Source organism: Actinomyces sp. Z16, assembly GCF_003111765.1.
Taxonomy (GTDB): Bacteria; Actinomycetota; Actinomycetes; order Actinomycetales; family Actinomycetaceae; genus Actinomyces; species Actinomyces glycerinitolerans.
Genome location: NZ_CP027862.1, coordinates 1,432,224 through 1,445,838 on the forward strand (window position 1 = coordinate 1,432,224; position 13,615 = coordinate 1,445,838).

The 13,615-nt window shown below is 64.7% G+C and carries 10 protein-coding genes; 6 read left to right on the top strand and 4 right to left on the bottom strand.

Annotated elements, in window-relative coordinates:
• The first annotated feature begins 32 nt into the window (after positions 1-32).
• From C3B71_RS05935 to C3B71_RS05955, 5 genes are all read left to right on the top strand, one after another.
• Positions 33-1,340, top strand: a complete 1,308-nt coding sequence (locus C3B71_RS05935) for an ABC transporter substrate-binding protein (RefSeq protein ID WP_108966773.1) — start codon at positions 33-35, stop codon at positions 1,338-1,340.
• A 175-nt stretch (positions 1,341-1,515) separates the two neighbouring features.
• Entirely contained in the window at positions 1,516-2,568 is a 1,053-nt protein-coding gene (locus tag C3B71_RS05940) for a carbohydrate ABC transporter permease (RefSeq protein WP_108966775.1), read from the top strand.
• The gene (locus tag C3B71_RS05945) at positions 2,565-3,440 is read left to right on the top strand and encodes a carbohydrate ABC transporter permease (RefSeq protein WP_073327007.1); all 876 of its coding nucleotides are present in this window, start codon (positions 2,565-2,567) and stop codon (positions 3,438-3,440) included. The genes C3B71_RS05940 and C3B71_RS05945 overlap by 4 nt, the downstream gene beginning before the upstream one ends.
• Before the next feature lie 159 nt (positions 3,441-3,599).
• A complete protein-coding gene (locus C3B71_RS05950) occupies positions 3,600-5,303 on the top strand; it encodes a glycoside hydrolase family 13 protein (RefSeq protein ID WP_108969622.1) in 1,704 nt (567 codons plus the stop codon).
• 46 nt (positions 5,304-5,349) lie between these two features.
• On the top strand, positions 5,350-6,357 hold the full coding sequence (locus C3B71_RS05955; protein WP_108966777.1) for a LacI family DNA-binding transcriptional regulator: 1,008 nt from the start codon (positions 5,350-5,352) through the stop codon (positions 6,355-6,357).
• 60 nt (positions 6,358-6,417) lie between these two features.
• Here the strand turns inward: C3B71_RS05955 and C3B71_RS05960 are convergent, their stop codons facing one another.
• From C3B71_RS05960 to C3B71_RS05975, 4 genes are all read right to left on the bottom strand, one after another.
• Positions 6,418-8,904 (bottom strand): TIM-barrel domain-containing protein, encoded by a 2,487-nt coding sequence (locus tag C3B71_RS05960; protein ID WP_108966778.1) that lies wholly within the window; start codon positions 8,902-8,904, stop codon positions 6,418-6,420.
• 4 nt (positions 8,905-8,908) lie between these two features.
• Positions 8,909-9,730, bottom strand: coding sequence for a carbohydrate ABC transporter permease (locus tag C3B71_RS05965; protein ID WP_108966780.1), 822 nt, complete (start codon positions 9,728-9,730; stop codon positions 8,909-8,911).
• Positions 9,727-10,659 carry a carbohydrate ABC transporter permease gene (locus C3B71_RS05970; protein ID WP_083565231.1) on the bottom strand — a complete coding sequence of 311 codons (933 nt, stop codon included), beginning with the start codon at positions 10,657-10,659 and terminating at the stop codon, positions 9,727-9,729. The genes C3B71_RS05965 and C3B71_RS05970 overlap by 4 nt, the downstream gene beginning before the upstream one ends.
• Positions 10,660-10,739: 80 nt before the next feature.
• Positions 10,740-12,146 carry an ABC transporter substrate-binding protein gene (locus tag C3B71_RS05975; RefSeq protein ID WP_234416135.1) on the bottom strand — a complete coding sequence of 469 codons (1,407 nt, stop codon included), beginning with the start codon at positions 12,144-12,146 and terminating at the stop codon, positions 10,740-10,742.
• A gap of 104 nt (positions 12,147-12,250) precedes the next feature.
• Between C3B71_RS05975 and C3B71_RS05980 the strand changes: the two genes are divergently transcribed.
• Positions 12,251-13,267: a LacI family DNA-binding transcriptional regulator gene (locus tag C3B71_RS05980; RefSeq protein WP_108966783.1), complete on the top strand. Its 1,017-nt coding sequence runs from the start codon at positions 12,251-12,253 to the stop codon at positions 13,265-13,267.
• The last annotated feature ends 348 nt before the right edge of the window (positions 13,268-13,615 follow it).

Here is a 13,615-nt window from a genome sequence, read left to right on the forward strand (position 1 = left end):
CCCGCGCGTGGTGTTTCAAGGAGGAAAAGCACATGGCATCTCGTTTACCCCGTCGTCGTTTCATCCAGGGGTCAGCTGTGGTCGCGGCCCTGTCCGCCGCGGCCGCCTGTTCCGGCGGCGGATCCAACAGTTCAGGCACGAGTGCATCCGCCGCGTCAACGGCCGACTTCACCGGCACGGGACCGATCAACTGGGTGCAGGGCAAGGACAACTCTGATGGCAAGGTGCAAGAGCGCATCGACGAGTGGAACGAGCTCTACCCCGATGAGAAGGTCACGCTGATCGAGTTGTCCGCCGAGGCCGACCAACAACGGCAGTCCCTCATCAACAACGCCCAGACGCAGTCCGATGCGTACGACGTGATCTCCATCGACAATGTATGGGTGGCCGAGTTCGCGGCCAACCAGTGGGTCGTGCCGTTGCCCACGGATGAGCTTAAGAACGACGACATCATCGAATCGGTGTGGGAGACCGGCCTGTACATGGGCACGTTGTACGGGATGCCGTTCGCGACGGACTCGTCGATCATGTTCTATCGCAAGGACTTCCTCCAGGAGGCCGGCGTCGAGGTCCCCACCACCTGGGATGAGGTCAAGTCCGCCATCGACGCCGTGCGGGCTCTGCCGGGGCACGAGGACATTGGCGGGTTCGGCGGCCAGTTCGCCAAGTACGAGGGCCTGACCTGCTGCGCCAGCGAGTTCATCAACACCGCCGGCGGATCCTTCTACGACGATGAGGGCAACGTCACCATCAACTCTCCGGAGGCGATCGCCGGACTGCAAACCTTGATCGACGGGTTCAAGGACGGTTACATCCCCACCGATTCCCTGGAGTGGAAGGAGGAGGACGGGCGCAACGCCTTCGAGGCCGGCAACCTGCTCTTCTACCGGCAGTGGCCCTACCAGTACGCCAACAACATGGCGGCCCTCGGGGAGGAGAAGTTCGGCGTCGCCGCCCTGCCCAGCATCGACGGCAACGACTTCGTCCCCACCCTGGGCGGGCACAACTGCGGAATCTCCGCCTATTCGAAGAACAAGGCCACGGCGCTGAAGTTCGTCCAGTGGTGGACGAGCCAGGAGTCTGAGAAGTACGCGCTTGAGACGCAGACCCTCGCGCCTGTCATCGGATCCCTGTACGAGGATTCCGAGATGCTTGAGCAGTTCCCCTACCTGCCGACGCTGCGCGAGTCGCTCGACTCGGCGAAGGGGCGTCCGAAGGCAGTCTCCTACGGTGATGTGACCGCCGCTATCCAGGACGCCATCTACCCGGCCATTCAGCAGCAGACCACGGCCGAAGACGCCATCGCCACTCTCGAGAGCTCGCTGAACGCCCTGTCCTGACGCGCAACAAGGCCCCGGCGGGGCTGACGTCGGTTGAAGTGCGCGCCGTCCAACCCGTGGTGGGGCGGGAAACGTACCCGCCCCACACGCCGGGCGTCTTGCGCCTGCTCGCGGCGCGGCCGCGCAACCGGTTGCCCTAACAGTGAACCAGATGAGTCAAAGACATGAGCCTGCCATGAGCACCAATATTCAAGTGCCGGATGTGAATCGCCGGTCGAAGGCCAGTCGGGCGCAGTCACGTCTGGCGTGGCTGCTAATCACCCCGACGATGATCGTACTGACGATCGTCATCATCATTCCCGTCATCCAGTCGCTTCAGCAGTCCCTGTACGGCAAGGCCGGACTCGACCCGGAAACCGGGTTCGTTTCCGACGTCGAGCCCTTCGTCGGACTGGACAACTACACCGCCATTTTCAGCGACGCCGGATCCCACTTCTGGACCGCCGCGTGGAACACCACGCTGTTCGGCGTCGTCACCGTCGTCCTGGAAACTATCCTCGGTGTGGCAATGGCGCTGATCATGCACCGGGCCATGCGTGGACGCGGCTTCGTCCGCGCGGCGATCCTGGTCCCGTGGGCGATCCCCACTGCCGTGTCCGCCATCCTGTGGAGCTGGATCTTCAATCAGAACGGTGTGGCCAACGCCATCCTGGGCCAGCACATCATGTGGGCATCGGGTAATGCATCAGCGAAGCTGACCATCATCATCGCCGACGTGTGGAAGACCGCCCCCTATATCGGGCTGCTCACGCTCGCCGGGCTTCAGGTGATCCCGGATGAGGTCTACGAGGCCGCCAAGATCGACGGGGCGAATGCTTGGAAGCGTTTCACTCGTATCACCCTGCCACTGGTGAAGCCGGCGCTGGTGGTGGCAGTTTTGTTCCGTGCCCTGGATGCGTTGCGGATGTTCGATCTGCCCTACATCCTGATCGGCCCGCGCAAGAGCTCAGTCGAGACGATTTCAATGCTCGTGCAGGACGAGGCCTCCAACCTGCGTTATGGCTCGGCGGCCGCCTACGCGCTCATCCTGTTCCTGTACGTGTTCATCTTCGCCTTCGCGTTCACACGCATCACCCACGCCGACCTGGGTGCCACCGCCCCGCGCCGTGGCAGTAGACGGGGCCGCAAACTCCCCGCCACGGTCTTCCTGCCCCGACGGCGGCGAGCGGCGGCCGACGCAACGCATGCGACCCCCATCATCGAGACCAGTGAGAGGAGCGCGTCATGAGTACAGCAGCCGCTTCGGCGCCGGTGATCGAGCGTCCCCGGAAGAAGTTCGACTGGGCCGGCGCACTGTCCACCTTCGGCATCGTCCTCATCGTCATCTACTGTCTCGCCCCGTTCTACTGGATGTTGGTGTCCTCCCTGCGGCCTGACACGGAGATCTTCGAGAACACCTGGTGGCCCAGGCACGTATCCTTCGAGAACTATCAGGCGGTGTTCTCCGCCAAGAACAACTTTGGGCAAGGCCTGATCAACTCGCTCATCGTCTCCGTGGTGGTGACCGTGGTTGCCCTGGCGATTGCCACCTTCGCCTCCTACGCGCTAGCCCGGTTGGACTTCCGCGGCAAGAGCGTGTTGTTGCTGGTGGTGTTGGCTACCTCCATGTTCCCGCTCGTGGCCATCATCGTGCCGCTGTTGAAGAACTTCTCAGCCTGGGGCTGGATCAACACCTATCAGGCCATGATCATCCCGGACCTGTCGTTCTCGCTGCCGCTGGCCGTGTGGAACCTGACCAGTTTCTTCCGCCAGATGCCTCAGGAGTTGGAGCAGTCCGCCATGGTTGACGGCTGCACGCCCGGGCAGGCGTTCCGCAAGGTCATTCTGCCGATCGCCGCGCCCGGAATCTTCACCACCGCGATCATCATCTTCATCGGCGCCTGGAATGAGTTCCTGGTGGCCGTCACGATGATCAATGACCCGACCATGCAGCCGGCCACCGTACTGCTGTCGAAGTTCACCGGCGCCTCCCAGTTCAACACGCCCTTCGGCTCACAGATGGCTGCGGGCGTGGTGATGACACTGCCGTTGGTGATCATGGTGCTGCTTTTCCAGCGCCGTATCGTTGCCGGCCTGGCCGCGGGCGGCCTGAAGCAGTGACCCATGCGGTCCGGGTGCGCGCTGTAGGAGGGCGCGCACCCGGACCACAGGCCTGCCGCCTGTCTTCTGTACTAACTTATGTACCTACTCATTCCGTGTCCGGGCGACCGCTCCTCCACCGCCCGGACTCCGATCCCGCTCCAGGACACACAAGACCTCATGACCTCGCTTGCTCCGCTCGTGACCGTGCGCAACGACCAGGAAGCCTGGTGGCGCGACGCCGTCATCTACCAGATCTATCCCCGTTCCTTCGCCGACTCCGACGGCGACGGCCTCGGTGACCTGCCCGGAATCACCTCACACATGGACCACCTGGCCGCTCTGGGGGTTGATGCCATCTGGCTGTCGCCCTTCTACCCATCTCCGCAGGTCGACGCCGGCTACGACGTGGCCGACTACTTCGACGTGGCCCCCGAGTACGGGACACTGGCGGACTTCGACGAAATGGTGGCCGCCGCCCGAGCCGTCGGCATCAGGGTTGTGATCGACCTGGTGCCCAACCACTCCTCCGACCAGCACGCCTGGTTCCGTGCCGCGCTGCAGGCGGGACCCGGCTCGCCGGAGCGCGAGCGTTACATCTTCCGCCACAGCCCGGACGGGCCGCCCAACAACTGGGGCAGTCTGTTCGGCGGCCCGGCGTGGACTCGGGTCGAGCCGCTTACCGGCCGGGAGGAGGACCGCGACTGGTGGTACTTGCACCTATTCGCCGCCGAGCAGCCCGACTTCAACTGGGACCACCCCGACGTACACGAGATGTTCCGCGAATTCCTGCGCTTCTGGGCTGGGCGCGGGGTGGACGGCTTCCGCGTGGACGTCGCCCACGGCCTGGTCAAGGCTCCCGGTCTGCCCGACGACGCTCTGGGGGAGGATCGCTGGCGCGGCACCGCCGTCGACGATGAGCGGCCCAAGACCGCCGACAACGGCCCCATGTTCGACCAGCCCGGCGTACACGACATCTATCGCGACTGGCGCAGCGTGCTGGGCGGCATCCGCCCCGACATCCTGCTGGTCGCCGAGGCCTGGGTGGATCCGCCCGAGCAGATGGCCAAGTACGTCCGCGAGGACGAGATGAGTCAGGCCTTCAACTTCGACTATCTCAAGTCCCCTTGGCGTGCCCCCGACCTGCGTCGAGTCATCGACACCTCAAGGGCAGCCAACGCCGCCGTGGGCGCGCCAACCACCTGGGTATTGTCCAACCACGACGTCGTCCGTCACGCCACCCGTTTTGGCTTTGCTCCCGGCGCCGAGCCGGACGATGGCATCGGCGCCGAGGATCCGCAGCCTGACACCGCCCTGGGGCTGCGCAAGGCCCGCGCCGCCACCCTGTTCGCCCTCGGTCTGCCCGGCAGCATGTACATGTTCCAGGGGGAGGAGCTGGGCCTGCCTGAGCACACCACCATGGACGACGCCTGCCGCCAGGACCCGGCCTGGCTGCGCACCGACAAGCGCACGCGCGGGCGCGACGGCTGCCGCGTTCCCCTGCCCTGGGCTGCCACTGGACCCGCCTACGGCTTCAACACCACCGGGCGGACCTGGCTGCCGCAGCCCGATGGCTGGGGTGTCTACGCCCCTGCCGTACAGGAGTCCGACCCCGACTCCACCCTGTCCATGTACCGGCGCGCCATCGCGGCCAGGCGCGAATGGCAGTTGGGGCGGGGCGAGGTCGAATGGGTGCAGGATCTGCCCGAGCAGGTGCTTGCCTTCCGCAACGGTGAGGTCACTGTTGCTATCAATATGGGGGACGGGGAGGCCGTGCTGCCGTTGACGGGTACGGTGCTGGTGCAGTCTTGGAGCGGGCAGACAGGCGGACGCCTCGACGCCATCACAGTTCCCGCGAACGCCGCCGTGTGGCTAGCCGCATGAGTTGAGGCAGGGCGGGCGGCCCCATCAGGCCCCGGAAGGAGAACGCATGGCCACCCGTGCCGAGGTCGCACGCCTGGCCGGAGTCTCCCCGTCAACCGTCACCTATGTCCTGACGGGACAGCGACCCACCACCCGGGCCACGCGGGAGCGAGTGCAGCGCGCCATCGACGAGTTGGGTTATCGGCCCAACCGGCATGCCTCCGTGCTGGCGGCTCGCTCGGTGCGCACGGTCGGGGTGCTGTTTCGCATGCAGCGCTCCGGCATTGATGTCAACGATTTGGAGTATGTCGAGGGTCTGCGCCAGGGCGTGGAGCCGCAGGGAATGCAGGTTTTCGTTCCCGTGGGACGGCGTTCGGGACCGATGGACGCGCTGGAGGCCCTGGTTCGCTCCCGGGCGCTGGAGGCCGCCGTCCTCATGGACGTAGCCATTGACGACGAACGTGAGGAGTATCTGCTGGGGGAGGGCGTGCCGACCGTGCTGATTGGCACGTCGAACCGTGCCGACGGCGCGCCGGGGGTGGACGCCGACTTCGAGCGGATGGCGGATCTGGGTGTGCACCACCTGGTGGAGCTCGGCCACCGCCGCATCCTGTTCCTCATGCGCGACGTGCATGCCGATCGGTCTCACGCCTATGCGGCTCAGAGTCAGGCTGTACGTCAGGCCGCCCGTAGGCATGGGGTTGAGGCCGTGTTCCGTTCTTGTCCCGACAACGTCATTGCCGGCGCGCATGTACTCGGACCAGACGGGCTGCCGGGGGGATGCACAGCCGTGGTCTCCAACAACGCCAGTGCGCTCGAAGGCGTGATTGCGGCGGCGTGGGCGCGCGGCCTGTCTCTTCCAAACGATCTGTCCCTCGTGTCGGTCGGCTTGACCGCGGCCCGCACCCCGGCCGGGGACTTGGTAACCGAGGTGGGGGTGGACCGGCCGGCGCTCGGGCGTATGGCCGGGGACCTGCTATTGCATTACCTGACCGATGATTCAGTATCCGGTGTAATGCTGGTCGAGCCGCGCCTGATTGACCACGGTTCGACCGCCTCGCCGGGTCCTGCCTGATCCGCCGAGGTCGGTCGACATGCCGACCTCGGCGGAGCAACGGCTCCCGCGGGTGCGGGGTCAGGCGACCTCGCTAATGGCGGCCAACAGCTGCTCAGACAAGCCGGCTGCTCGCAGGCCGCCGATGAGTGTGCCGCCGGTGGCCCCGGAGGAGATCACGCCCCAGGCCCGGTCCTTGGCCGGGTAGGACATCTGGGCGGGTTCAAGGATCCGGAAGACCTCGTCTGCCAGCGACGGCGGCTTAGTGCTCACGCCCGACAGCTCGAGCACGACGCCGTCGGCCGGGCGCACCGTGCCCAGGGAGACGTCCAGGCCGCCGCCGAGGGTGAAGCCGTCGGCGGGGCGTTCCTTGACAGGGGTGTCGGTGCCGTTCACGCGGGCCGTGGCCTGGCCGCTGGCGGACAGCAGATGGACGGCGATCTCCCGCTCTTCCGGTACGACGCCGTCCGGACCGTCCTGGATGATTGCCAGGCGGGCCGAGCCGGCCGCCTCGTCCCAGGTGAGCGTGAAACGGGTGCGCACCACGCCGTCGGGCCCGGGCTCGGGTGAGCCGTCGTCCTCCTCGAGCACGAACTCGCCGTCGGCTCCCGGCACGACCACCACGGAGAGATGGCGTGGGTTGTCGCCGGCCGCCTCGCCAAGGTCCTCGGCGCCGACGATTACGGACCCGGCGCGCGCCAGGACGGGCACCTGCTCCAGGGGACGGGAGAAAGTGAGCATGCGCCCGTCGGCGGCAGCGGCGTCGTAGCGGCGTCCGGTGGGCAGGTCGAACCAGGTGCCCTGGGGCAGCCACGCCTCCTCCTGAGCCAGGCGCGAGGCCGGGTCGGCGGGCCGCGTGATCGGCATGACCAGCAGGTCCCCGAAGAGGAACTCATTGCGGTTGTCGTAGGACCCCATGCGCCAGGGGTAATCGTGGTAGAGCGGACGCACCGGGCCGATGCCCTCGGCGTGCGCACGGCGCGCCCACGTATACAGGTAGGGCACGAGCCGGTGTCGCAGCCGCAGGTACGCATCCATGGTGGCGTGGGCGTCGCGCGAGTAGCGCCACGGCTCCTTGGAGTTGAACATCGACATGGTGGAGTGCATGCGGTTGATGGGGGAGAAGCAGCCCAGTTGCACCCAGCGGGCCGTCATTTGATCGTCCTTGACGCCGAGCATGTGGCCACCGATGTCGTTGGACCACCAGTAGTAGCCGATGTTGGCGGAGGTGGCGGTGAATTCCGGCTGGAAGCGCAGCGACTCCCAGGATGTGACCGTGTCTCCGGAGAAGCCGATCGGGGTGCGGTGACTGGAGGCGTCGGCGAACCGGGAGAAGGTGATGGGACGACGCCGATAACTGGTCCGGCCGGGACCACTGCGCTCGCGCCCGGAGTCGAGGTAGTGGACGTGGTTGAGCATCCACAGCGGGTCCAGTCCCGGAATGTCGGTGTCGCCTCCCTGCTGCCAGTCCAGCCACCAGAAGTCGACGCCCTGCGTCTCCAGGGTGTGGTGGGCGTGCTCCAGGTAAGCGGCGGTGAAGTCCTTGTCTCCGATGTTGAAGGGGATGTCGGCTCCCGTGGCGGGATCCAGCCCCAGTGCGCGGGCCACAGGCTCGTAGGCGTCCTCGTGGCGGCGTATGCCCGAGGCAGGATGCAGGTTGAGCGTCACCTGCATGCCGCGCTCGTGCAGGGCCGCCAGGAAGCGTTCCGGATCGGGGAACAGTTCGCGGTTCCAGGTGTAGCCGGTCCAGCCATTGCCGATGGCGGGATCAATGTCCACCAGGTGCCAGTCCATATCGATCACGGCCACCGAGAAGGGCAGCTGTTCGGCGGCGAAGCGGTCCATCAACTCCAGGTAGGACCCCTCGGAGTACCGGTGGAAACGGCTCCACCAGTTGCCCAGCAGCGCGCGCGGGATCAGCGGCGTAGGACCGGTCAGTGCGAAGAAGTCGCGCAGGGCCGAGCGGTAGTCCTGCCCGTAGCCGAAGAAGTACAGGTCCTTATCCGGGGCGGTTGCGGTGTTGGCGGCGTGGGAGTGCGGACGTGGGCGCACCCATTCGTCCTCCTGTACCAGCAGTGAGCCGGAGTCGTCGATGACCGAGTGCCCGGTGATTGACAGCAGACCGGGCTGCACCGCGGTGGCGCCATCCACGGTGTCGAGGGTGCGGACGGTGCCGCCCAGGTTGGTGCGGTAGGCCTCTTCCGGGTCCCACCGGTCCCCGTAGCGCCAGGTTCCGCCGTGGGCGCCAATGACGGCGGTGCGGAGGGTGACGTTGAGGCCGGAGCGGGAAAAGCCGCGCGCGGGCAGGTACGTCAGGTGCAGGTGCTCGGTGATGATCTCGACGCGGTCCTCGCTGCGGCGCACCTCGAAGTCCGGAACCGGGCCCAGATCGCGGGAGACCACCAGCTGGGTGGCTGCGTCCACGAAGTTGCCTTCGCGGGAGTATTCCATGCGGATCAGCCGCGAGGTCAGCACCGTGAACCGCCAGTCGGGGCCCGCGACGACGGCGCCGACGGGGGCAGGCGCAGGACGGGGGTCGTTTGAAGCGGAGGAAAGAGGGGAAGCCATGTAATCAGCCCTTTACTGCCGCGGCGGCGGCGCCGGCGATGAAGCGTTTCTGGAAGATAAGGTAAACCACGAGAACGGGGATGACCGAAATTGTAGTGGCGGCGAACAGGCCGCCGTAGTCGGTGCCATAGCGTCCGTTGAAGGTCGTAAGGCCGACCGCGAGAACCTGCATCTTCTCATTGTCAATCATGAGGTATGGCCACAGGTAGTCCTCCCATGCCCACAGGAACTGAAAGATCGCGAGCGCCGAGATCGGGTTACGGCTCATTGGCAGGACTATGCGGTGGAAGATGTAGATCTCGCTGGCGCCGTCTATGCGCGCCGCCTCGAGTACTGCATCAGGTATGTCATCCATCGACTGCCGCATCATGAAAATGCCGAAGCCGCTCATCGCTGCCGGCAGGATCAGCGATAGATAGTTGTCGCGCAGGCCCCATGCGGCGAACATGGTGTAACGCGGGATGATGGTCACGGCCCAGGGGATCATCATCGTGCCAAGGATGAAACCGAAAATGGCGCTACGGCCGGGGAACCGGTACTTAGCGAGCACGAAGCCGCACAGGCAACTGGTGTATATAGTTACTCCGGTCACAATGAGCGCAATGCCCAGCGAGTTCGTGAAGAAGCGGATGAAGTCGAACTTGTCCTGCAGGTTAAGGAAGTTGTCGAGTGTCCACTCCTGCGGGAGGAGCGTCTGGTTGAGTGCGCGGATCTCCGAATTGGGCTTGAAGGCCGAAAACAGCATCCACACGAAGGGGAACACCGTCGTGACGCCGATAATGAGCAGGACCGCTTCTAGGGCGATGGTTTGGACGCGCTTGGTCATCGCTGGCCTCCTGAACGCCGTGAGTTGAGGCCGAATGACGCCGCAGTGAGTGCCGCGGTGATAACCAGAAGCACGAACGCAATCGCGGACGCATACCCGAAGTCATACTGTTGGAAGGCCTCGTCGAAGATGATGTATGAAATGAGGAACGTGGACTTTCCTGGCCCACCCTGGGTCATGATGAGGATTTGAACGTAGGCTTGCACGTAGCTTATGAGAGAGGTGATGACTACGAATATTGTCATCGGCCGCAGTAGGGGCCAAATGATGTGGCAGAAACGCTTCCATGAACTCGCTCCATCGACGCTGGCGGCCTCAAGAGCGTCCTCGGGCAGGGAGTGCAGTGCGGATAGAAAGAGGATAACCGCATAACCGAAGTCCTTCCACACCGTCATGAGCATGATCGCGGGCAAAGCCCAGTGCGAGTCGTACAACCAGTTGATGTCAATGTTGAGGAAGCTGTGAAAAATGCCGATTTGAGGGTTGTACATCATCTTCCACACGTAGGCGATAGCTACCATCGGAGTGACGGTCGGCATGTAGAAGATGGTGCGGAAGAGGGTCTTGTGGCGAGTCACTTTCGACCAAATGGCGTAGGCGAGCGCGAGGCCGAGACCGACTCGCAGGACGATTACGACGACAGAGAAGTACAGGGTATTGGTGAGGGAGGTCCAAAAAGTCGGATCTCGAAAGAGGTCGGCATAGTTTTGCGTGCCGACCCACTTATAGGTTCCGTTCAGTGGGTTCCATTGGTGAAAGGATCCCAGGAGCGCCTTGCCTATCGGGTAGACGAGCAGAACGGCGTTGAACAGGACGATCAGGGTGACGACGCTGTTGCGGAGAGTTCTTTCTCCCTTGTAAGCGCGGCGGTGCCGCGCGATGGTGCGAGACGGGGCCGATGAGTCGGCCGCTAATACTTGTTGGTTCATGACGATAGGTGGGCGGGGAGACCCCCTCCCCGCCCACCCGTCCTCCTTTAGGTGGCGTCTGGCTGGGTGCGCCGTGGATGTCAGCCGACCAGCTCGTCGGCGTGGGCGTACAGACCTTCGACAGAGCTGAAGTCGGTCTTGGCGATGTCAGCGTCAATGGCCGCCTTTGCGGTGGTCAAGGCCTCGGGGATGCCGACGCCGTTGTAAAGCACGTCGGACACGGCAATCTTCATGTTGTCTTCAACGGTGGCAGGCATAGGCCCGGGCCACACGTAACGGTCGATCGAACCGAGCGCGCTGGTGACGGGGTGCTGCTTGATCTCGGTGTTGTCAGCGAGCGCGACCGACGAGGGGAAGAGACTGTAGTTGAGGCAGAGGTCGACGAGCAGATCGTTACTCGTCAGGAAGAACTTGAGGAAGTCCTGCGCGACCTCGCGTGCGCCGTCAGAGGCGTTCTTGTTGATGCCGGGAGTGGATTCCCCGTTGTAGCGGTCGTATGCGTAGGGGGTCTCGTCTGCGTTGTTGACGGGGAACTGGAAGGTACCGAACTCGATCTCGGGGTAGTCGTTAGCCATCGTGCCGTAAAGGTGTCCCCACGAATAGTGCATGGCGGATAGGCCCTGGCCAAAGGCTTCCTGCGCGTTGGGGCCGAAGTCCGGTGATCCCACCTGGTCTACGTCGTACAGGTCCTTGAAGTACTGGAAATCAGATTTCATCACTTCGTTGTCGACCTGGACGGAAGTTCCGGAAGCGTCGAACAGGTTATAGCCTGACTGGTAGTGCTTCCCCAACAGCATGAGGTAGAGGCTGTCATTGAAGTCGAATCCGGCCTGTTGGAACGAGTTGCCGTCACGCACGGTGAGCTTCTTCGCTATCTCACGGAACTCGTCCCACGTCGTCGGAATATCTTCATCCGTCAAGCCGGCGGTCTCCCACATGGCCTTGTTGTAGAAGATCAGGCCGGTCATGAGTCCGTAGTCGATGTAGTAAACCGAGTCGTCTATTACATGGCCGTCGACTCCGACGAAGTCCTGGGAGAGACTGTCCAGGTCCATATTGTAAGCCTCGCAGTAGGGCAGGACGTTCTCATGGTAGGAGTTGTGGATGTTGAACAAGGCTGGCCCGTCATCACCCTGGAGGGCGAGAGGCAGCTTGGTCCAATAATCGTCCCAGGCCTGGTTTACGATCTTGATCTCTACGTTGGGGTGGATCTTGCTGTAGGCATCGGCAAATGCCTTGAACTTTTCGTCGCCGTCCCATAGCCACCACTCGATAGTGATGGGGTCTCCGTTGTTGACCAGAGTATTCGGGTCGTATGTCAGGTGGTCGCCCTGAATGTCGAGGCCCTTTGCGGCCTGGGTGTCCTGGACTGTCGCGGTTGTATTCCCGCCGCCGCAGGCGGCCAGGGTGGTCAACAGAGCAGCGCTGGTTCCGGCGGCGATGAAACCGCGTCGAGAGATTGGCTTGGGGGAGGGGGTGTGCATCATGGAGTCCTTCGTCGGTACCGGGCTGAGGTTTACCGGTAAACGTCATACACTGTATCGACGGGAAGTACGGCCGTCAAGGTGTTGCTAGCAGGCAGGAGTGGTTCATGTCGACGTTACGAGACGTGGCGGCGCGCGCCGGTGTGAGCGCCATGACGGTGTCCAACGTCATCAACGGCCGCACTGGCAAGGTCTCGGCGCCGACCATCGCCCGCGTGCAGGAGGCCATCGCCGCCCTGGGGTACGTGCCCAGCGCCGCGGCCCGCTCGCTGGCGGGCTCGTCCTCGCGGATCCTCGCCCTGGTTTACGAGGCGGTTCCGGGGCGACCGGCACTGGAGTCCCCGTACGAGTCGATGTTCGTGGGCGTGTGCGAGCAGGCGGCACGGGCGGAGGGCTATGCCCTCATGCTTTGCGGCGCCTCCAAGGCGGAGGACACGGTCGCCCAGCTGCGCTCATGGAATGTCGCCGGCGCGATTGTCATGGCCACCACCCGCATGGCTCCCAGCGAGTTCCTGGAGCGCTCCGGTGTGCCGGCGGTGTTCATCGACTCCTACCGTGACGGCGACGGTATCTCCTACGTCAACATCGACGACGCCGGGGGTGCGCGGATGGTGGGCGAGCGGCTCGGGGCTGTGGGGCATAGGCGTGTGGCTTTCGTCGGCCCCACGACTGATATCCCCGGGGTGGTGCGCGAGCGCTTGCGCGGCCTGCGTGAGGGTCTCGCCGCCCACGGCGGTGGAGTGGAGCGGCGGGACGTGCTGCTCACCGAGGTCGGTTTCGATGAGGGGATTGCCGCGGCGGCGCGGCTGACGGAGCGCAGGTCTCCCGTGACCGCTGTGTTCGCCTCCGGTGACGTGCTCGCCCTCGGCGTTGCCGCGGGACTGCGCCGGGCGGGGCGCCGGGTGCCCGACGACGTCTCCGTGGTCGGCTTCGACGGCCTGGACCTGGCGCGCTACGTCGACCCGCCGCTGACGACGGTGCGTCAGCCGATTCGCGACAAGGCCACCGCCGCGGTTGCCTACCTCCTGGATGAGTTGCGCGACGGCGACGGCGCGCCGCGGCAAGTTGTCCTGCCGGTCACCTGGCAGGAGGGTGGGACGCTCGGCCCTGTTCCGGCGAGCTGATTCAGATAATGACCTGGGTGCGTGTTGCACGACCCCGGGAGTCCCGGGCGGGCGTAAACCAACTCTTCAAGCTCCGGGGTGTGATGCCGGATTCCGGCGTGACGTCGGGTGCGCGGGCGGCCTGCCCACTCGCGGCCCGCCGTCGGCGCCGAGTGCCGTGCGTGGCGGCCCAAAGTGTCCAGGATCGGCATAAACGACTCCGACGTCGCCGGCGACTGTGGGCAGAACGTTGGAATCATGCGGTTTCAAACTCGACCCCTGCGGTCGTCGACGGCCTTTGTGCCGGATTTGGACGTTCCGCCTCCGGCGGGGCGTCCGGGGGCGCGCCCACACCCACCACCCAACATG

Coding starts and splice junctions, on each gene's coding strand:
- C3B71_RS05965 (WP_108966780.1), bottom strand. CDS start 9,730: ATGACCAAGCGCGTCCAAACCATCGCCCTAGAAGCGGTCCTGCTCATT.
- C3B71_RS05940 (WP_108966775.1), top strand. CDS start 1,516: ATGAGCACCAATATTCAAGTGCCGGATGTGAATCGCCGGTCGAAGGCC.
- C3B71_RS05950 (WP_108969622.1), top strand. CDS start 3,600: ATGACCTCGCTTGCTCCGCTCGTGACCGTGCGCAACGACCAGGAAGCC.
- C3B71_RS05945 (WP_073327007.1), top strand. CDS start 2,565: ATGAGTACAGCAGCCGCTTCGGCGCCGGTGATCGAGCGTCCCCGGAAG.
- C3B71_RS05955 (WP_108966777.1), top strand. CDS start 5,350: ATGGCCACCCGTGCCGAGGTCGCACGCCTGGCCGGAGTCTCCCCGTCA.
- C3B71_RS05980 (WP_108966783.1), top strand. CDS start 12,251: ATGTCGACGTTACGAGACGTGGCGGCGCGCGCCGGTGTGAGCGCCATG.
- C3B71_RS05975 (WP_234416135.1), bottom strand. CDS start 12,146: ATGATGCACACCCCCTCCCCCAAGCCAATCTCTCGACGCGGTTTCATC.
- C3B71_RS05935 (WP_108966773.1), top strand. CDS start 33: ATGGCATCTCGTTTACCCCGTCGTCGTTTCATCCAGGGGTCAGCTGTG.
- C3B71_RS05960 (WP_108966778.1), bottom strand. CDS start 8,904: ATGGCTTCCCCTCTTTCCTCCGCTTCAAACGACCCCCGTCCTGCGCCT.
- C3B71_RS05970 (WP_083565231.1), bottom strand. CDS start 10,659: ATGAACCAACAAGTATTAGCGGCCGACTCATCGGCCCCGTCTCGCACC.